The 22,748-nt window shown below is 57.0% G+C and carries 5 protein-coding genes; all 5 read right to left on the reverse strand.

Going from position 1 to position 22,748, the window contains the following annotated elements:
- Positions 1–44 precede the first annotated feature (44 nt).
- Positions 45–818: an IS21-like element helper ATPase IstB gene (istB, locus tag RA167_RS04070; protein ID WP_076786541.1), complete on the reverse strand. Its 774-nt coding sequence runs from the start codon at positions 816–818 to the stop codon at positions 45–47.
- Positions 811–2,295: an IS21 family transposase gene (gene istA, locus RA167_RS04075; RefSeq protein WP_076786543.1), complete on the reverse strand. Its 1,485-nt coding sequence runs from the start codon at positions 2,293–2,295 to the stop codon at positions 811–813. The genes istB and istA overlap by 8 nt, the downstream gene beginning before the upstream one ends.
- 340 nt (positions 2,296–2,635) lie before the next feature.
- The gene (locus tag RA167_RS04080; RefSeq protein WP_076786545.1) at positions 2,636–3,397 is read right to left on the reverse strand and encodes an aspartate/glutamate racemase family protein; all 762 of its coding nucleotides are present in this window, start codon (positions 3,395–3,397) and stop codon (positions 2,636–2,638) included.
- Positions 3,398–3,561: 164 nt separating this feature from the next.
- Complete coding sequence (locus RA167_RS04085) at positions 3,562–20,943, reverse strand: non-ribosomal peptide synthetase (RefSeq protein WP_076786548.1); 17,382 nt, start codon at positions 20,941–20,943, stop codon at positions 3,562–3,564.
- A gap of 88 nt (positions 20,944–21,031) precedes the next feature.
- Positions 21,032–22,726 carry a cyclic peptide export ABC transporter gene (locus RA167_RS04090; RefSeq protein ID WP_076786550.1) on the reverse strand — a complete coding sequence of 565 codons (1,695 nt, stop codon included), beginning with the start codon at positions 22,724–22,726 and terminating at the stop codon, positions 21,032–21,034.
- Positions 22,727–22,748 lie beyond the last annotated feature (22 nt).

Genomic DNA, 22,748 nt, shown 5'->3' on the forward strand with positions numbered 1-22,748 from the left:
GGCGTCAACTAAAAAAGCCGCCGACGACAACTAAAATTGCCGCCCTATGCTGCTACCGGGGCTGATGCCGTCGGCTTGTTACCGGCAGCTTTTGCCCGATAGCTTTCAACACTCATCAAGTCAAGAATGACACTGTGATGAACGACGCGGTCGATGACCGCGAGCGTGGTCATCGGATCCTTAAAGATGCGCTCCCACTCCGAGAACACGAGGTTTGTCGTGATGATGATGCTCTTGCGCTCGTAGCGCTCAGCGAGCAATGTGAACAGCACTTCCATTTCATCTCGGTTATGCTGGACGTAGCCGATGTCGTCCAGAATGAGGCACTCGAAGCGATCCAGCTTTGCTAGTTGCTGCGGCAAACGCAGATCGCGCTTTGCTGCCAGTAGCCGCTGCACCAAGGCTCCCGTGGGTGTGAACAGGACCGGGAACCCTTGCTCGACGAGCGCGTGCCCCAATGCGCAGGCAAGATGGCTTTTTCCGGCACCAGGTCGGCCGAGCGCGATCACATTGGTGGCATCCTTGAGGAAGCTGCCGCTGCGCAGCCGCTCGATCTGCAGGCGAGTGGCCGGATCGAATCTTTCCAGTTTTAACGTGCGCAAGTTCTTCTCGGGCAGCAGTTCGGATTGCCTCAGTAGTCGCTCGATTCGGCGCGACGCTTTCGCGGCACGTTCGATACGAGCCAGCTCGAGAAGAAATGCCTCATGAGTCAGTCCTTCCTTTTCCGCTCGCAGTGCTGTGTCTTGCACAGCTGCCGCCATGGCACCGAGATTAAGCGCACGAAGCGACACCAGCAATTCTTCACGGGCGTTATGCATGAGTGCTCCGCGACGGGATTAGGGCGTCGTAGTCGCGCAAGTTGATGGCGGCCTTGCCGATTTTCGGCACCGGCGTCAGCGTAGGGCTTGCGACGAGTTCGCGCACGACATCGAGCGTCGGTATGCGCTCGTCATGCAACAAGCGGCCGATTGCTTCGTCGACTTCCGACTCGGATGTGCTCGCAGCTAAATGCAACAGGCGAAGGTATTGCTGGTCCGCCTTTGTCGGCATTGTGGCAAGCAGTGCGTCGTAGGCCCGGCGAAACGTGGTCGTTGGAAACAGCTCGTCTCTGTAGCAGTAAGCCGCGAACGCGCCGGGCTTTCTCACCAGTGACCAGATCAGATGCCGATAGTCGATTCGCCGCTGATTGCGCCCGCTTAGGCGCGGCAGAGTCAGAACATGTGCCGTGCCGTGGTAAAGATCCAAGTTCTCCGAGCGGATGCGCGCCTTCAGCGTGGCGCCGATCAATCGTGATGGCACCGAGTAGTGATTGTTGAGAACCCGAACCAAACTAAAACGAGAAACGCGCACCGTGACCTCGCGCGTGAACTCCAGCGGCGCTGCGGGCAGCGCTCTAAGCGCGGCTCGCTCCGCCTCGAATCGTTGCGAGCGCGTAAGATTGCGCTGCCGAACAAGTTCGCCAAGGAAGTGTTCGTAGTCGCTGCGCGTTGCGAACTCTCGCGTGCTGCGAACCCGTAGCGCCTGGTCCACGGCCTCTTTGAGGCGAAAGTGCGATTGCTCGACGTCGCCGTTTTGGTTCGCGCATCCGGCCGTGTTCGCTGATGGCTGCATGCCGTAATGAGCAAGCAATGCACGATAGTTCTGCGTGAACTCATGCATGCCTTCGCGATCGAGCTCGCGTACGGCCGCACTCAGATTATCGGTGCGATGCCATTGTGGAACACCGCCGATCTGCCACAGGCACGCTTCAAGCCCCTCAGCCAGCGCCTCAAAGCTCTCGGAGAAGCAAATGCGCACGGCCTCCACGTTCGAGTACGTCAGCACCAGGTGGTAGAGCAGATGCGGGAATGCCGTGCCCGAGATCGTTACTCTGAGCCTATTTATTGAAGTGAAATCGGATTGAGCCATGCGCCCGGGCACATGCTCCTGTGCAAACATGACTTCTTGTTCCGGGCCGTGACGAACTCGCCACGCTTGGATGTGCCGCTGCAACGTGCGCAGCTGGCCTTCTTGATATCGCCCCGGAAACGCCTGGCACAGCAGTGTGAATAAGGTCTTGGCCTGCAATGCCGGATCTCGCTTGAGATGCTCCTCAACCCATGGCCAATCGACGTTAAACGGATTGTCCCGCGTGCGATGCATGCGCGGCTTCTTCATTTGACTCGGTAACGTGCCAGCACGCTCGTACTTACGGAGCGTGCGCTCACTCATACCTGTTCGCGCTGCCGCCAGCTTCTGGCTCGCTCCTTTGCGCCGTTCTTTCCGCAACAATTTGATTTCTCCGTCTTTTTTCATGCTGGCTCCGCAAGGAGCCGCATGATAGCGACGGCCGCAACCTCAACAGTTCAGCCGCCAGACACGGCTTCCAGCTACTTCGCACTCGTGTGTTGAATCGGTGCTAATTCGCTGCGCAAACTTCACATAAAGTAGGCAAGAACCAGTATTACTTCGGCGCTAACATATTACCAATATACCGCAACCTTTCGCGCAAAATCGGCCAAAACAGCCGGCATGAGGCTGTCCAAGTAGCCAAATTTGGACTGGTAACGCTAAGGTGAATTGATAATGGCAAGTTGGCAGATCAATATGCCTATTGGCGGTGAGCTTGTTGGCGGCTGCTCGATGACACGTCAGATCAACCCACCTTGACTAGTGGCCTAAGGCGTACCTCCATACCCTGATCAGGCATCGATTTAGCCCGCCACCACTGTACGCAAGCTTCAGCTAGACAGGATACCGAATCGATCAAATGGATGCCACGGATCCCCTCAGGCACCACCATTGGCAACTCGGTGCAGCCCAAAATCACAGCGTCGGCGTGCAACGCCTCGCATGCCGCAAGTGAACGGGCCAGTTGAGCCGACGCACCAGGAAGATCGCCTGCTTTGCTGAGCGAGATGGCGGTACTCGTTAGCTCGATGATTTCATCTTCAGGTTCGATGAGACGCACGCCGGCATCAGTCAATGCGTGATCGTACAATCGATAACGGGTAGTGGAGCGTGTACCTAGCACGATTGCGCTCCCTGCTCCTGAGAGCGCAGTCTGCCGCGCGGTCGCGGAGATCATATCAATGAACGGAATCCGCAAAGCCGCTGCGAATTCATCGCGCCAGTAGTGAGCGGTGTTGCACGCAATGGCGACGGCGCCGCATCCGGCTTGCGCTAATTGCGCAAGCCGCGCATGGATCATTGTCGGGACAATCGTGTCACCGTTCTCGATTGCAGTGGAGCGGTCCGGAATCTCTGGGCAGGAAAGCAGTAGAAAGGGGACATGGTCCTGATCGACCCGCGCGCCCGCACGTTGAGCCAGTAGCCGCAAGAAGTATGCGGTGGCCTCGCTGCCCATACCTCCTAAGATGCCAAGGCGGTCTTTTCCAAACGAAGCATTCGTTCTCATCTACCCATCCTTAAATGTCGACGCTGTGACGCTTGATGACAGTCTTTATTCTGACGTCCCCAAACTTCTCGCAAAGAGCACTCGTGCTCGGCGTACCGGAGCCCAACCTTGGAAAGCTGTAGCGCTTCGCTCCGGTACCACCTCGCACGCGTACGGGTAAGCGTTTAACTCACCGTGCTTAGCTTCCGCGCAATGATGGGGCCAATTTGGGCTAACGGTTCCAATTGCATCATTGCGCCATGTTCACAGTCAATGGAATGCATCTCAACATGGCCTTTTACGTAAGCTCGCCATGTTTCCGGCTCTGGCCGATAGCCTGGCTTTTCTAATGCTGCTTTGATATGCAGCACATCCCCTTCGAACGAAGAGCGAGGAACATAACGCTCGATCATTTGAGGTGTTTTTTCAAAGAAATCCAAAATGCTGTCAAATTGACGCTCATCTAATGCGGCATATAGGCTGCCTCCTTTGCGAAGCATTTCCCGACGCTCTTCGAAATCGAGGGGCAGTTTTTCTGAACTGGCTGAATCGTATCCGGCCTCTGCCAGCAGATCGGCAATCATGTCCTGTCTGGCAACCCGTCGCATGGGCTTGTTTTTCGTCCTAACGTAGCTATCCAAAAGGGCAAGTAAGGCAACGTGTTCGCCTTTCTTTTGAAGAATGCAAGCCATTTCAAAGGCAATGAGCCCACCCAAAGACCAGCCTACCAGTTGATAAGGACCGCTAGGTTGAATACGGCGGATTTGCTCAACGTAATCCAAGGCCATTTCTTCAATCGTTTCCGGAAGAGGCCCCGGGTCCGAAAGACAGCGCGCCTGCAAACTATAAAGAGGATGCTGGCGATCGATATATCGCAGGAGTCCGGCATAGCACCAACCCAGTTCTCCCGCCGGATGGATGCAGAACACCGGGGGGCGATCTCCGTGGGATCTGAGCGGCAATACGACTTGGAATAATGAGTCAAGCTCGGTCGGCTGGTCTGGCTGCTGGCTAAGACCCGCTACGGTAGGCGTTTCAAACAAGTTTCGAATGGACAGCTCCAAGCCGAGTGTGGTGCGGACACGGTTGATCAACCGTGCAGCCAGCAACGAATGGCCCCCTAACTCAAAAAAATTGTCGTCGATACCAACGTGGGCGACGCCCAGCACCTCGGCAAATAGTTCGCAAAGCACCTGTTCTTCAGCGGTGCGCGGCATGCGTGCTGTTGCCGTCACCGTCATTTCCGGCTCTGGCAGTGCTTTGCGATCGACCTTACCGTTTGGTGTAAGCGGCAATGCATCAAGCACGACGAATACGGCCGGGATCATATAGTCCGGCAGGTTCTGACTTAGGTATTGTCTCAGTGTAGCGGGCGTAACCGTACAGTTTGCTGTTGCCACCAAATAGGCCACTAAGCGTTTGTCTGCTGACCGGTCATCCTCCCGTGTGATGACCGTCGCTTGTGCAACATTGGGGTGGCTGGCTAGCGCCGCACTAATTTCTTCCAACTCGACGCGAAAGCCGCGGATTTTGACTTGATGGTCGGTGCGGCCGAGATACTCGAGTTGGCCGTCTGCTCGCCATTTGGCCCAATCCCCGGTTCGATATAGCCGCTCGCCTTGGCCAAAGGGATTGGCGATAAAGCGCTCAGCGCTCAGCGCGGGTTGATTGACATAGCCCCGTGTCAGACCCGCGCCCGCAATATACAGCTCGCCGGCCACGCCACAGGGCACCGGATGCAAATACCGATCAAGCAGATAAACGCGCGCGTTGGACAAGGGCCGACCGATTGGCACGATACCGCTTGCCTGAGGCACGACTGCAAACCACGTGGAGGTCATCGTGCATTCGGTCGGACCATACTGATTAACCACATTAATCTGCTCGCCCAGCGTCTGGTGCACTTGAGTACATAAGTCCGCCTCAAGTGCCTCGCCGCTTGTCAAGATCGTGCGCAGCGTAGGGGTTGTTTGCGGGCCGTCAGCCACTTGGCAGACGCTGCGCAGCAAGCTGGGCGTGATGCTAAGCAACTTCGTGATGCCGTGCTCGTTGATTGCGCGCACGTACTGATGCGGCTCTTTGGCTTGCGTTGTTGGGATCAGCACTGTCCGCGCGCCTGCCACGAGTGGACCAAGTAGATCGCGCACAGACGCATCAAAGGCCAGGCTGGCTACGTTGAGCACGGCATCGGCCTCAGTGAGACGGTATTGGCGCACTAGGAAGTTCAAGTAATTGGCCGCACTGCTGTGCTGGGTCATCACGCCTTTAGGCTTGCCCGTTGAGCCTGACGTATAGGTGATATAGGCAAGATTGTGTGGTCTCACGACGCTGGTAGGCCGTGTTGAGGGCTGCGTGGCGATCTGAGTCCAGTGCGTATCCAGCGTCACGGTCTGAGCCTGGATGGCGGGCAACAGCGGCTCAAGGTGAGGCTGTAGCACCAATGCTGCGACTTGTGCATCCTCCAGCATATAAGCGATGCGCTCAGCCGGATAGCTTGGATCCAGGGGCAAGTAGGCGCCCCCTGCTTTCAAGATACCCAATAAGCCCACAAGCATTTGCAGCGAGCGTTCGGCACATAGGGCCACGATGACTTCGGTTCCTACGCCCATGGCACGGAGATGATGCGCAAGCTGGTTGGCCCGTTGGTCCAACTCGGCGTAAGTCATCTGCTGCGTTTCAAATACCGCAGCGATTGCGTTCGGCGTGCGTTGCACCTGCTCTTCAAATAGCTGGTGCAAGGTTGGCGCAGATGAAAAGTCAGCTGCCGTATCATTCCACGCTGTGAGCAGTTGATGCCGTTCCGTGATGCTGAGCAGCGGCAGGTCTGACAGGCGCTGCGTCGGGTCGGCAACCACCGCCTCAAGCACGTTAATCCAATGCTGCCCCAGCCGCTTGATTGTCTCGGCGTCAAACAGGTCAGTCGTATATTGCAGCCAGCCTTCAATGCCGTCCGACATTTCACCAAAGTGCAGTGTTAAGTCGAATTTGGTACTAAGGCGTTCCAGATCGATCTTCTCAACGGTCAGTCCCGGTAGGACAAAATCCGACATGGGCACATTGAACCCATTGATCATGACCTGAAAAATCGGTTGACGAGACAGGTCGCGTACGGGTTGTAGTACTTCCACCAATTTTTCGAAAGGCACCGCCTGGTGCGCATAGGCGCCCAGTGTGGTTTCGCGCACCTGCGCCAACAATTCGTTGAAGCGGGGATTACCCGACAAGTTGGTACGCAACGCCAAAGTATTGATAAAAAATCCGATGAGCGCTTCAGTTTGCACTTGCGTGCGTCCTGCGATCGGTGAGCCCACGACGATATCGTCTTGCCCGCTCCAGCGACTGAGCACGACCTGGAATGCGGCGAGCAACGTCATGTATAACGTTGCACCTTCGCGCTGTGCCAGCGCTTTGAGTTGCGCGGCAAGCGCCGCCGGCACGTGCACCGCGAGGCCATGCCCACGGCCGCTTGGCACGGCAGGCCGCGGCCGGTCAGTTGGCAACTCCAACGCAGCAGGCGCTCCCGCCAATTGCTTGCGCCAGTAATTTAGCTCCCGTTCTAGCGCTTCGTCCTTGAGCCATGCGCGCTGCCAAAGCGCATAATCGGCATATTGGATCGGTAGTTCGGGTAATGGTGAGCCTTGCTTTTGACTAAAGGCCGTATATAACGCTTGGATTTCCCGTGTCAGCACACCTAGAGACCAGCCATCCGAAATAATGTGATGCAATATCACGCTTAACACATGAGTATCAGGCGCGAGACGTAGCAGTGCAAAGCGCACCAGCGGCCCTGCAGTCAGATCGAACGGCTGTTGAGCGGCGGCTAGCAGAAAATGCATGACGTCATGCTCAGCCACTTCATGCGGTATCAGTTCAACCGTCCAGGGCGGATTGACCACTTGCACACCGTCACCCTCATGGGTTTCAAACCGGGTGCGTAATGTTTCATGACGCTGGACGATTTCACTTAATGCGGCAGCCAGTGCAGCGACATCCAATTTACCCGTCAAGCGCATGGCAATCGGTATTTGGTACGCTGCGCCTTGCCCTAATTGTTCCAAGAACCACAGACGTTCTTGCGCGAACGACAAAGGCAAAATGGTGGGACGCGTTTGCGTGGTCAACGCTGGAATGTCGAGGTCACGACTTTGCCGCAATGCGTCCAGACGAGGTGTCAGTTCGGCAATAGTAGGCGCTTCAAACAGCGCGCGCACCGGCAGTTCGGCCCCCAACGCTTGCTGGACTCGGGCTGCAAAGCGCATCGCTAGTAACGAGTGTCCTCCAAGTTCAAAGAAGTTGTCGTCAATACCCACGCGTGGCAGACCAAGTACTTCGGCGGCCAACTCAGTCAGCGTTTGCTCCTGAGGCGAACGCGGGGCGCGGTAGCGTTCCGAAATAAAATTCGGTGCTGGCAGTGCTTGACGGTCCACTTTGTTATTCGGCGTCAGCGGCATGGTGTCGAGCCTGACGAACGCCGATGGCACCATATAGTCTGGCAAGCTGCCTTTGAGCTGATCGCGCAGCGCAGTGGTGTCGATAGTGTCATCGCTGACGAAATAGGCTACCAATCGTTTTTCGCCTGGCTCGTCCTCCCGCGCTACGACTACAGCTTGATGGATGGACGGATAGGCCAGTAGTTGCGTTTCAATCTCGCCGAGTTCGACGCGAATGCCTCGGATCTTGACTTGATGGTCGGTGCGGCCCAGATACTGAAGTTGGCCATCGGCTCGCCATTTGGCCAAGTCGCCGGTTCGATATAGCCGCTCGCCGTGCCCGAACGGGTTTGCGATAAAGCGCTCGGCGCTCAACGCAGGCCGCTTGAAATAGCCGCGCGCCAACCCGACACTGGCGATGTACAACTCGCCGACCACGCCCGGTGGAACCAGTTGCAGATGTCGATCCAGTACGTAGACGCGTGCGTTCGAGATTGCGCGGCCGATCGGCACGATGCCGCTTGGCTGAGGCACGGCCGCGAACCAGGTTGAGCTGAGCGTGCACTCGGTCGGGCCGTACTGGTTGATCACGGCAACTTGCGCGCCGAACACTTGGCGAAGCCGATCGCACAAGGCCGCTTCCAGCGGCTCGCCGCAGGTCAAGATTGCCTGCAGTGCCAGTTGGGGCAAGGGGCGGTCTTGAGCCGCCTCGCACAGGCTGCGCAGGAAGCTGGGCGTGATGCTGAGGATTTTGGTGACGCCCTGCTCGTGGATCACGGACAAATACTTGTGCGGCTCCTTGGCCTGCGCGGTAGGCACCAATACGGCTCGCCCCCCCGAGGTCAGCGGACCGAACAGGTCACGCACCGACGGGTCGAAGGCCAAGCCTGACACATTCAGCACGACGTCCGCTGCGGTGAGCTGATAATGACGAGTCAGGAAGGCCAGATAATTGGCGACGCCACAATGTCGGATCATGACCCCTTTGGGCCGCCCGGTCGAACCCGACGTATAGATGACGTAAGCGAGATGCGCAGGCGTCACCCCGCTGTGCGGCGTATGGTGCGGCTGGGTCGCGATGTCGTGCCAGTCGGCATCCAAGCGCACACGTCGGGCGTCGGTGGCGGGCAATTGCGTTTCGAGGTGAGCTTGCGTGACCAGTACGGGGGCGCTGGCTTCTTCCAGCATATAAGCGAGGCGCTCGGGCGGGTAGCTAGGGTCCAGCGGCGCGTAAGCGCCACCGGCCTTCAAAATGCCTAATATGCCGACCAGCATCTCGATTGAGCGCTCGACGCATAGCCCTACGATGACTTCAGGGCCGACGCCCAAAGCGCGAAGGTGATGGGCAAGCTGGTTAGCGCGCGTGTTCAGCTCAGCATAGGTCATCTGTTGCGCTTCGCACACGGCAGCTACCGCGTGCGGCGCACGCTGCGCTTGCGTCTCGAAAAGCTGATGCAGGGTTTGTGTGTCCGGATAATCGGCTGCGGTGTCGTTCCACGTCGTGAGCAATTGATGTTGCTCTGCGGCGCTGAGCAGCGGCAGTTCAGACAGGCGCTGCGCTGGATTGGCGGCCACTGCCTCGAGCACATTGACCCAATGCTGGCCGAGTCGCTCGATCGTGTCAGCATCGAACAAGTCCGTCGCATATTGTAGCCAGCCGTCGATGCCGTCCGATGTCTCACCAAAGTACAGCGTGAGATCAAACTTCGTGCCAAACGTATCGAATTGGACCGGTTCGGCGATGAGCCCTGGCAAAGCCAGGTTCGATGTCGACAGGTTGAGTCCATTGACCATGACTTGCACAATCGGTGCACGCGACAGGTCCCGAACGCGCTGTAACACTTCTACCAGCTTCTCAAATGGCACCGCCTGATACGCATAGGCCTCTAACGCGGTCTCCCGCACCTGCGCCAACAATTCGTTGAAGCGGGGATTACCCGACAAGTCGGTACGCAGCGCCAAGGTATTGAGGAAGAAGCCTAACAGTCCTTCCGTTTGTGCCTGCGTGCGCCCCGCAATCGGAGAGCCAACCACGATATCATCTTGCCCGCTCCAGCGGCTGAGTACAATTTGGAACGCCGTGAGCAACGTCATGTATAACGTTGCGCCTTCACGTTGCGCTAGCGCTTTGAGTTGCGCGGCAAGCGCCGCCGGCACGTGCACCGCGAGGCCATGCCCACGGCCGCTTGGCACGGCGGGCCGCGGTCGGTCGGTTGGCAACTCCAACGCAGCAGGCGCTCCCGCCAATTGCTTGCGCCAGTAATTTAGCTCCCGTTCTAGCGCTTCGTCCTTGAGCCATGCGCGCTGCCAAAGCGCATAATCGGCATATTGGACTGGTAGCTCGGGCAGGGGCGAGGGCTGACCCTGAACAAACGCGCTGTACAGTTCGTTCAGTTCGCGCGTGAGTACGCCGATTGACCAGCCATCAGAGATGATGTGGTGCAACACAATACTCAGCACATGAACATTGGAAGCAAGCCGTAGTAATTCAAAGCGCACCAGCGGGCCCGTAGCCAAATTGAACGGTTGTTCAGCGCCGGCTTGCAGATAATTGACAAGCTCGCATTCATCAAGCTCACGCGGTTTGAGCGTGACCGTCCATGGCGGATCGATTACTTGTACGCCGGTGCCATCGCGCGCCTCGAATCGGGTACGCAAAGCCTCATGGCGCCGAACGATTTCGCTGAGCGCGGCGTTTAATGCTGACACGTCTAGTTGCCCCGTCAATCGGGTAGCCATCGGTATCTGATAAGCGTCGCCTTGCCCTAACTGGTCTAAGAACCACAGACGTTCTTGCGCGAAAGACAACGGTAGTGCGTCGGGCCTGGGCTGAACTGTCAGCGCGGGGATGGACAGTTCATTGTTTTGTTGCATTGCTGTGATGCGGGGAGCCAGCTCCGCCACGCTTGCGGCCTCGAACAACGTGCGAATAGGGACCTCAACGCCTAACGTGGCTCGGATGCGGCTGATCAGGCGGGTCGCCAGCAGTGAATGCCCGCCCAAGTCGAAGAATCGGTCGTCAATGCCGACACGCGGCAGGCCGAGCACTTCTGCAAATAGCTCGGCCAGCGTCTGTTCTTGTGGCGAGCGCGCAGCTCGGTAGTGTTCAGAGACAAAATCCGGCGCCGGTAGCGCTTTGCGGTCGAGTTTGCCGTTGGGCGTGAGGGGCAAGTTCTCCAGCAGCACCATGGCGGCCGGCACCATGTAGGCCGGCAGCGCAGAGGCCGCGTAGCGACGAATGTCCGCAAGCTGATCAAGCTTAGCGGGGTTATTCGCATGGGCGCCAGGCGCCTGATTAGCCAGCGCGGGCGAGGGTAAGTACAGGTCAGTGAACGTGGCGTTAGCCGCTTCGCTAGCCTGAACGAGCAAGATATCCATGCACGCTTGCGCGTCGCCTGACCAAGTCGCGGCAACCCAATAGCCGCACGCCTGGCCCAGTGCATGGAAGTCGTCGGGCGTTAACCCTTCTGCCTGCGTGCTACCTGCTTTGAGTCGATGCTGGACGGTCGCAATATCGCAGCCGCGCTCGAGCGCTTGCATGGCCTCGATTTCCCGTTCCAGGCGTGCGTTGGGCACGCCTACGATACGCAGGTGTGTGGGACGTTGCGTGTTCAGATGAGCTTTCAACGTGTCGAGATCAGCGAGCTGCTGACCCCAGTACCACTGTGGCACTTGAGCTAGCGAAAGCGTTTGAATAGGCGCTGTTGACTGTTTATGCAGCACCACATCGTAGCGGTAGCGGCTTAGCTCATTTTCATATGGACCCCGCTTGAGTTGAATATCGACCGTGGCGATGGTGTCAATCGTACGCGGTAGCGTACTGAAGAACGCCGGCGCGAGTAGCAGTTCTTTTTCCGCGAGTAATGCTTGCTCGATACGTCGGCGTACGGTGGATACGTCATCAACGGCAGGATTGGCTTGATGCAGCTGCACGGCGCTGACAAAGCAATTCAGTAGGCTGAAGTTGCGCACGTCGCCGACAAAAAGCACACCACCGGGTGCAAGCAGTGCCATCGCTTGGCGCAGTACATCTTGTAAATAGCTGACATTGGGAAAGTACTGTGCCACCGAGTTGATCACGATGGTGTCGAAATAGCCTGACGGCAGTCCTTCGGTAACATGGGCCGCCTGCGTGCGTAATTCCACGCGCGAGGCCAATTCTGGATAGTGCGTCAGTTGCGCCTGGAGTGCCTCGATGGTGGGCATCGAGAAGTCTGTGCCCCAATAGGCTTCGCAATGCGGTGCTAGATGGGCGAGCAGCAGGCCGCTGCCCACACCGATTTCCAATAGTCGTCGGGGTTGGAGTGCTTGAATCCGTGCGACTGTGGCTGCACGCCATGCCTGCATGGCTGGCAGTGGGATCGGGCGCCCATCATAACTGCTGTCCCAGCCGACGAAATTCTCGCCAAAGGCACTGGATTGGTGGCTGCCGTAGTGGGTATCGTAGATCGTTTGCCATTCGCCGACCTGGCGCTCTTCAGTGGCCGCATTACGCTCAGCAGTCGTTTTATCGAGCGTGACATAGCCAACCAGCTGTGTGTGGCCTGGGCGGTCTTCGCGGGCAATCACCGCTGCCTGGGCGACGGCCGGGTGGCGACACAGCACGGCCTCGATTTCGCCTGGCTCGATCCGGAAGCCGCGCAACTTGACTTGATGATCGGCACGGCCGAGGAAATCGAGTGTCCCGTCCGCTCGCCAGCGAGCTAGATCGCCGGTGCGGTACAAGCGCGCGCCTGCTGGGCCAAACGGCGCGGCAACGAAGCGTTCCGCCGTCAAAGCAGGGCGCTTGAGATAACCGCGTGCGAGCCCGATGCCACCAATATAAAGCTCGCCCGACACGCCGACTGGCACCGGCTGTAGATGCTCGTCTAAGACGTACAACTGGGTGTTGTCAATCGGCCGGCCAATTGATGAGGCTACTTCGGTAGCCGCCTCGTCAGGTAAAAACCGCCGCATCGCCACACATACTGTTGCCTCGGTGGGCCCGTACGCATTTGTCATGCGCTGCGACTGCGACCACTGTTCGACGAGGTGCGGAGGGCAGGATTCGCCGGCAACGATCAAATGCGAGCAGCTGGACAGGCTGTCGGCGGGCAGGGCTGCCAACGCGCTGGGCGGCAATGTGGCGTGGGTAATCGCTTGTTCTGATGCAAGCTTTGCCAGCGCGTCTCCCGGCAACAACTGCTCTGAGCGCCCGAGGACCAACGTTGCGCCTGACAGCAGCGACATGCACAGTTCCCAGAAAGCGGCATCAAAGCTCAATGAGGCAAACTGCAGGACACGGCTGTTCGGGTTCAGCGAAAAGCGCTTGATTTGGGCAGCTGTTAAATTATGGCTGCCGGCATGCGTGACCACAACGCCCTTCGGTTTTCCGGTCGAGCCGGAAGTGTAGATGACATAGGCGGGATGCCGAGGAGCGAGTGGCCGGCAACGATGGATGTCGCTCGGATTAAATTCGGATAGCTGCGTTAGCGCGGCGTAGACAGCCGGATCATCCAAATGAAGAACCGCGGTGTACTCGTAGGGTAAGCGCTTTGCGCTCGATGCATTGGTGAGGATGCGCTTGGGCTGCGCATCCTTTAGCATGAAAGCCAGTCGTTCGCACGGATAGTCCGGGTCGAGCGGCAGATAGGCCGCGCCCGCTTTCAAAATACCCAGCAATGCGCTGATCATCTGCGGCGAGCGCGGTAGCGCTAGGGCGACGATATCCTCCGGGCCAATGCCCTCGGCAATCAAATAATGCGCAAGGCGATTGGCTTGGGCATTCAATTCAGCATAGCTGACGTGTTGATCTTCGAAGATTAGTGCGATGGCATCAGGCGCTTTGGCCACCTGCGCCTCGAATAGTGCGGGCAGCGTTGCTTCGCAGATCGGCTGCGCCGTATCGTTCCAACCGTTGAGCAATTGCTGCCGTTCAGCCGTCTCCAGAAGATCGATGTGACCGATCGGTTGCGCAGGCGCGTCGGCGATGGCTTCCAACAAGCGGATGAAGCGGCGGGCCAATCTGTCTACCGTGTCACGATCGAACAGGTCAGTCGCATATTCGATCAATCCTTCCAGCCCCTGCGCACTGCCATCTGTACTCAGTACTTCATCAAAGCTGAAGAATAAGTCAAATTTGGCGGTAAAAGTATCAATAGGTTCGGGTATTAAACGCAGGCCAGGCAGGTCAAATGGCTGCACAGCCGTGTTTTGTAATACCAATGAAACTTGAAAGAGGGGGTGATGTGCGGTTGAGCGGGTTGGATTAAGCCGTTCAACGAGCTGTTCAAACGGTGCATCCTGATGGGCATAAGCAGCCAGACAAGTCTCACGCACTCGTTTCAGCAGTGCATTGAAGCTCGGGTTACCTGATGTGTTGGTGCGCAGAACCAAGGTATTGACAAAAAAGCCGATCAGCTCGTCCAGCGCTTCGTCGGTACGTCCAGCAATGGCGGTGCCGATTGGAATGTCGTTGCCGGCGCCCAGACGGGTCAGCAACGTCGCCAATGCCGCTTGCAACACCATGAACAGGCTGGCTTCGTGGGCACGAGCAAGTGCCTGTAGCTTGCCGTGCAGCGTGGCATCGATTCGCATGGCCACATAGTCGCCGTGATAACTGGCCACGGGCGGTCGCGCCCGGTCAAACGGTAGCTCCAACCGTTCGGGCAGACCGGCCAAGGTTCGCTCCCAGTACGCGAACTGACGGCCAATCATGCTGTGCGGATCATGCTCATTACCAAATAACGCCTGTTGCCACAGCGTATAGTCGGCATATTGCACAGGCAACGGCGCCCAGGTTGGCGCCTGACCTTCGAGCCGGGCTGCATAGGCGCGGCCCAAGTCGTGGGCCAGTGGCGCCATTGACCAGCCATCGCCAGCGATATGGTGTAACAGCAGCAATAGCACGTGCTCTTGTGCGTCGAGCCGAAACAGCCACGCGCGCAGCGGGATTTCGCGGGACAGGTCGAAATGGTGAATTGCCGCTTGAGCCAACCTTTGTGACAGCGTTTCTGCTGTCACCTGGATTGTCTCCAGGGTGAGCGAGGCAGCTTCGACAGCGATGATCTGTTGCGTGGCGACACCGTTGATGTCCTTGAAGACAGTGCGCAAGCTCTCATGGCGGGCTAGCAGGTCGTTCAACGCGGCCTGCAAAGCGTGGGTGTCCACCGTGCCAAACAGGCGTAACGGCAACGGCATGTTATAGGTGGCGCTGGGCCCTTCGAACTGGTGAGTAAACCATAAGCGGCGCTGCGCGAAGGACAACGGTAGGGTGGCGGGGCGTGGCTGTGGACGCAGAGGCGGCCGGGCGAACGCGTTAGGCGTGAGGCGCTGCGCCAAGTCGGCGACCGTGGGGGCTTCAAACAACGTGCGAATCGCGACGTCAATGTCCAACGCAGCGCGAATGCGGCTAATCAAACGCATCGCCAATAGCGAATGCCCGCCCAGGTCAAAGAAGTTATCGTCGATACCGACGGTCTCTAAGTCCAATACCTCAGCGAACAGGTTAGCCAACAGCGTTTCTGCCGCGGTGCGTGGCGCTTGAGCGCTGCTCGAGCTGAAGTCGGGAGCCGGTAGCGCCTGGCGATCGATTTTGCCGTTCGCCGTCAGCGGCAGCGCATCGAGTTCGATGAAGGCGGCCGGCATCATATAGCTGGGCAGTATTTGGCCAAGATGGGATTTCAGTTCGACGGGCGTGACCGTGTGGCCGGCTGCCGTGACCCAATAGGCGACGAGCTGTTTATTCCCCGGACGGTCTTCGCGCAAGCTGATCGTGGCTTGGGCGATACCCGGATACCTGGCCAGTACGGATTCGATCTCACTGAGCTCAATACGAAAACCTCTGAGCTTGATTTGATGATCAGCACGACCAAGATATTCCAATTGACCATCCGCGCGCCAACGCACGAGGTCGCCCGTTCGGTAAAGTCGAGTCCCCTGTTCAAATGGGTTAGCAATGAAGCGCTCTGCCGTCAGATCAGGCCGGCCTAAGTAAGCACGCGCCAATGCCGGTCCGCCAATATAGAGTTCGCCGGTGACGCTAATGGGTACCGGCTGTAATGCATGATCGAGCACATAGACGCGCGTATTGGCGATCGGTCCACCCAGCGGCGGCGTCTCGGACTCGGCTAGCTGCGTCGCGCGCCACGCCAGTGCATTAATGACCCCTTCAGTCGGGCCATATAAGTTGTAAAGCGTGGCGTTCGGGAAGGTTGTCTGGCATGCGTGCAACACGGCACTGGATAGCGCTTCAGCGCCGCATAGAATCAGCCGCAGATGTCGACAGTCGGCCACGCCTTCAGTGGCGCAAAGCTGCTCGAGCATGGCTGGAGCGATGTCAATCACGCTAATACGTTGCCGTGCCATTAAAGTGGCAAGACGGCTTGCGTCCATCTGTATGGTCGGATCGGCCATGACCAGGGTGGCGCCAGACATCAACGGAATAAATATTTCTTCTATGGACGCGTCAAAGCTTAGCGAGATCTGCTGCAAGCAGTGATCGTCCGATCGCAATGACAGTAGCTGTTGCCCGGCATGCAGACGGCTCGACACAGCGTGATGATCGACCATGACCCCTTTGGGCCGACCAGTGGAGCCGGACGTGTAGACCACGTATGCTAGATGATGGGGGCGGACACCGCTTTGCGGCGCGTGTTGTGGTTGGGCGGCAATGCCCGCCCAGTCAGTATCTATACGTACCCGCTGCGCTTGCATGTCGGGCAGTTGCGCTTCAAGATGCGATTGTGTGATGAGTACCGGGACGTTCGCATTGTCCAGCATATAGGCGATCCGCTCGGCAGGATAATTCGGATCGAGGGGCAAATAGGCCCCGCCCGCCTTCAATATACCTAACACGCCGACCAGCATGTCGATAGAGCGCTCAATGTACACGCCGACGACCACTTCGGGGCCGACGCCCAGTGTACGTAGATAGTGCGCCAACTGGTTCGCACGGGTGTTGAGTTCGTGATAGCTACACTGCTGTTGCTCGAAAACAATCGCCACGGCGTGTGGCGTTTTATCAGCCTGTGTCTCAAATAACTGGTGCAGCATTTGAGCTTGCACATCGCTGATAGCGCCATCGTGTGCCGGAGACGAGGTTGTCGCGTTCCACGTCTCGAGCAATAGTGCGCGCTCGTCAGCTGACAGCACGTTCAGCTGGTGGACGGGCAGATTGGGTGTGTGCTCGAGTGCCGCCGCCAAGCTTCCCAACGCCTGCTGCATATAGCCGCCTATCCGATCAGGATCGAGCGGCTGCACGGCCTGGGCAGTTAGCCCCAGCGCGTGGCCGCGGTCTTCCACCGACAGTCCGAGTGGGTAATTGTCACGCTCTTGGGCGCCCAAAAATTCGATGCCGGGCGTAGTTTGGATCTCACTGGGCGACACCCCTTCGTGCACATAGTTCAGCAGCGCGCTGAACAGCGGTGTACCGGCGGGTACGCCACTACAACGTTGCGCGAGCCCCAGCGACGCATGTTCATGTTCAAGCAGGGTGGCTAGACGAGCATGTGTGTGACGCACACCGTCTTGAACGCTGTTATTCAGGTCCACGCGAAGCGGTAGCGTATTGATGAACAATCCCATGGCGCTGTCAGCGCCGTCGCCTGCTTGCATGCGACCGAACAACACGGTGCCAAATACCACTTGCTGCTGACCCGTGACTCGCGCCAGTACCTGCGCCCAAGCCAGATGGCATAAGCTAGCCAAGCTCACGCCCAGCTGCTTGGCCTGTGTGCGTAGCCGATCATTCAAGTCCTGCGGCAGCATCCGATGCGATTCGGTAACATGCGTGCCGTCACGATGCACATCAGCCAACCCGAACGGCAACGTGGGCTCATCCACATCGGCAAGCATCTCGGTAAAGAAACGCGCATGCTCACTTTCGCTGATGCCCAGACGCGCTTGTGCGACGAGATTGCGAAAAGGTCGTGCAGGTGGCAACGCGTCGCCTCGTCCTTCGAGGAAAGCCTGCACTTCGGTTTGCATGATCTCCTGCGTGGCATGATCACCGATGAGGTGATGTAGCAACTCGAGCAGCAGCCAGCGGCCATCACGATCCTGAGCGATGGCGAAGTGGAGTAGGGGCGCTTGAGTTAAATCGATCCGATATTGGCTAGGATCGAAGCGCCGTAGCAGTTGCTCGATGACGGGCCCATCGTCCGGATTCAACTTAAGTTCGGTAACGACCAGCGATGCATGACGCCAAACCACCTGCGCAGGGACGGACAATCCTTCCCAGGCGAAAGCGGTGCGCAGAATATCGTGGCGATTGACCACTTGCTGGACGGCCTCCAGATAGCGATCCAGCACTTGCCGATTGGCAAAAGCCATTTGGGCAGTCAGCAGATATGGATCACGGTCAGCCGCAAGCAAATGGTGAAATAGAATGCCATCCTGCAATGGAGACAATGCATAGATATCTTGGATATTTGCGATGCCTCCCGGCACTTGTGTGACGATCCGGTCGATGTCAGCCTGAGTGAGCTCGATGAGCGGCAGCTGATCCGGTGTCAGCATTATGGTGTCGGGCGTGATGCGATTGGGTGGTACGACCACTTCCCGATGCTGGCCCAGGGACTGCGCCAATACGCTGAGTGTAGGGGTTTCAAATAGCGCGCGTACAGAGAGCATCAGGCCAACGCGGCGCAAGCGGTCGATCATCTGCACGGCGAGCAGCGAATTTCCACCCAGTGCAAAGAAGCTGTCATGCCGGCCGATATGCGTTAAACCCAATAATTCAGCCCAAATCGCTGCCAGCGCCGTTTCAGCTTCGCCCTGCGGGGCTTCATACGCTTGACGTGCAAAGGCATTGGCGTGTGGCGCAGGCAACGCGCGGCGATCGAGCTTGCCGCTTGGCGTCAGCGGGAACGCATCTAGCCGTACAAATGCAGCGGGCACCATGTACTCGGGTAAGCTGGTCAGCAGATGTGCGCGCAATGTGTTGGCAAGTTGTTCATCACACTCAGCTACGACATAAGCAATGAGCCGCTTGGCGCCACCGTCGCCTGAAGTCAGCACGGCGGCATCACGTACCTGCGGATGTTCACGCAGGCGCGCCTCGATTTCACCCGGCTCAATTCGAAAGCCGCGGATCTTGATCTGGTGGTCATTGCGCCCAAGGAACACCAGATTGCCATCGGGCAAATAGCGAGCCAGATCGCCGGTTTTGTACATGCGGGCGTTTTCAACGCCGCAAAACGGGTCTGTGACGAAGCGCTCGGCGGTCAACTCCGGGCGGTTTAGATAACCGCGTGCTACCCCTACGCCACCAATATATAACTCACCGACTGCACCCAGTGGTACCGGTTGACCGTGCGCATCCAGTAGATAAATTCGCGTGTTGTCTAATGGCCGGCCAATCGGAACCACTTCGCCATTAAAATCTTGTGAGCCACGCCAAACAGTGGAGCAGATAGTCGTCTCAGTCGGGCCGTATGCATTGAAGACCACCGCGCCTTGACGGACCAAATTTCGAAGTAGCGTCGCACTGGGGGCTTCGCCGCCTAAAATCAGTGTCAAAGGGGTGTTTAAATGAGGTAAATCGTCGCCTGCCTGCAGCAGTGCGGGGGGAATGTCCGCGTATGTGATCGCGTGCTTTTCCAAATAACACCACAGTTCAGTGCGATCATGGCGCGCGGTATCGGGCGGCAAATATAAGCTTGCCCCACTATTCAATGCGATGAATGTCTCGGAAGCATTGACGTCGAAACCGAGTGAAGCAAACTGCAAGATCCGACTAAAGGGGCCAATATCGAAACAGCTGATCTGAGCCTGAACAAGGTTCACGACACTTCGATGCTCCACCATCACGCCCTTGGGTGTGCCGGTCGAGCCGGACGTATAGATGACGTAAGCTAGATGACTGGAAAGAAGTTCGGGCACATGCGGATTGGTCGTTGCCCGTTCTGGCAATACATTAGGATCGAGTACGGTCCGTGATGCGAGCGCCGCTTGACCCAATGCGGCCTGACCTGCTGTATCGGCCAGCACAAGTTCTGGCGCCGAATCGGTCAAGATATGCGTCAGGCGCTCAGAGGGATACGCCGGATCCAGTGGCACATAGGCGCCGCCTGCTTTCAAAATCGCAAGCAGCCCCACGACCATCGCCGGCGAGCGTGCCACGCACAAGGCTACGCGCGTGTCCGGCTGAACGCCCAATTCAATCAGCCGGTGTGCAAGACGGTTGGCGTGCGCATTCAGCTTAGTGTAGGAGAGTGCCTGATCTTCATAAACTAGCGCAATAGCATCGGGTGTCCGTCTGACTTGCTCCTCAAAAACTTGGTGAAGACATTGGTGTGCCGGATACGGTGCTGCTGTTGCGTTCCAGGTGTTAATTAACGTTTCGCGCTCGGCTGGTGGCAACAGATTCAACTTGCAAACGGGCGTCTCGACGTTGTTCGAGGCGGCATCGCATAATGCTTGTAAATGTTCACTGATGCATTGAACTCGGCGTGCATCCATGCGATGGGCATCATAGATCCAGCGAAAAGCGCCATCGCCTTTGACCTGAAGTGTCAGTAAGGCGCCACTGGCCTGCGTGTCAGCGGCAAGCTGTGATGATGCTTCATCGGAGAGCACGGACACCGCTACCTGCCAAGGGTATGCGGCGCGCAGCGCGGATAGACTACGCAGAGTAGGATGTCGGACAACCAAATCGCGCAAGAATGTGTGGTGCTGCTCAAGCCGCAGGTATTCTGCTTCGATGGCATGACAAATCGAGGCAAAGGGCTGATCTAGGTCCACCGCGATTTCCATCGGCACAACAGGTGATAGATCGGCAAGCGTTTCTGGCTTGTCGTTACTTTCGCCGCTGACACGCCAACCGATCTGATACTGCGCTTGCTCGGTCAAACGGGCTAGATAGACCGCCAGCACGCTCAGCAACACCGTCAGTGACTGCTTTGGTTCGCTTTTTTCCAGCAATGGCGGACGCCATGCGCTGATTGCCCATTGGGGCTCAAGCGCACTCTCACCTTGTTCAAAGGGCAGTGGCAAAGGCTGCAGGCGAGCTAGTCGCTCCTGCCAGAACGATTCACTGGATGCGAGCGCCTTGCGAATGTCCGGCGTCCCCCCAGTGTTACTTTGATCGTCGAGCAGAGATGGATGATGCGCGTCGTTCTCGATAAAAGGGTCGAGTTTAGCCGTTTGATCGTTCATATCGATGCTCTACGTGCAAAGGGAAGAATAAGGGTAAACAGAGAACCTGCCGCTTTCTTCGGCATTCAATAGCCGATTGAAAAGCAAGTCATGCTGCCGAATCGGCAGCCATACTGCTGGCAATGGAGAGGCTAGCTAGGTGTGTATCAACGCCATTTGCCAGTGTGTCGGTGGCTGAATCTGACACTACGCGTCCGCCTTTAAGCACAATGAGTCGGTCCGCCAAATGAAAAAAACGGTCATCATGGCTAATGACGATCAACGTCTTGCCTTGCTGCTTGAGTTGTGGCAGCAATGTTAAATAAAAATGTTGTCGAAAACGAGGATCTTGATCTGCAGCCCATTCGTCAAACAGGCAGACTTCCCGATCTTCAGCATAGCATTGCAGCAATGCCAACCGTTTTCGTTGCCCCGTAGAGAGACTGGTCTTTGAAAGCTTTCCTTGATCTACCGAGAGTTGTTCGTCTAATTCCAAATCACGCAACAGCGTACGTATTTGTGCATCAGGCAGCGCATTACCTTTTGCGTCAAGTACATCGGAGAACAGGAAGAAATCACCAAAAACACTGGAAAAACGTTCCCTATATGCGCTCGATCCATATGGAACGGGTTGCTCGTCCAAGCAAAGTCGTCCCGAGCTGGGCGGCAGCAGGCCACACAGCAAGTGTATCAATGTGGATTTGCCACTGCCGTTATCGCCAACAATAAATACCATTTCACCGCGGCGAATACTCAAATTGAATGGTCCAATGCCTTCACCTACCTTGCTTTCAGGGTAACGATAGCAAAGATCTTGTGCATGGATGGACTGCCATTTCGTATCAGTGTGCGACGTCGTATCCTCATCAGCTGTGGCATGCTGTGAGCGCAGATCCAGCCCGACGCGCTCAAGATGACGCAAGCTGCTCAAACCGGTGCTGACAGGCTGGCCAGAATGAATTAAAAAATTCAAAGGCCCTACGATAAACAGCGCTCCGATGACAAAGCGCACAATCACATCGGAGGGAAGCGCAAATGCTGCATAGCCCAGGTAGACCACCACAAACACGGTACCGTAAGCCGCACCGGACGACCATGCCTCATTGAGGTTCCAGCGCAGATGAACCCGTCTCATCAACCTTTGTGCTTGCCCAATCGCAGGCAGCAATAGCATGTCGTAAAAATGTTTGGCACGTGCTCGACTTAACAACATTTCCTTTTTGCCATCTGCAATCGCGTGGAAATGTTCAAACAGTGCCTCTTCACTGCGCCGCATTGCGTCAAGTGGCTTGCGAGTGGATTTCAGCAAGAATGCTGAGATCGCAAGCGGAATACCCAATCCTACTAATAAGACAAGAAAAAGCTGAAACGACAGTGTGATTAAATAGATTGAACACACTAGCACCAAAATAACGTTATAAGCGAGATGGGGCGCAAGCATGATCAGCGGGCTAATACGGGTGATATCCTCAATCAAGACGCCAAATACAGTCGATTTATGGTTAATCAATTTGTAATAGTCAACGTCAATAAATTGTTTGGATAAGTCTTTACGCAACTGACCCACCAATTCACTGCTGAGCTTTGCCAGAACGATTTGTGAAGCACCATTGGCTAGACACAGCGCACCGAACCATCCCAGCGCCGTCACAAGGCAAACCCAATTGGGTTGCGATAACCCTTGCGTTGCCAATCGATTGATATAGGCGAGCAGGCCGATCGTCAGCATTGCGCCGGCAGACGAAAGGATCGCTGTGGCAAGTAAGGGCCGGAAATACCGCTTCAGGTATTGAACCATCAACATCAATATCTTCCTTTTTCGCAGG

Origin of the sequence: Mycetohabitans endofungorum (genome assembly GCF_037477895.1) — a bacterium.
In the GTDB taxonomy this organism is placed as follows: Bacteria; Pseudomonadota; Gammaproteobacteria; order Burkholderiales; family Burkholderiaceae; genus Mycetohabitans.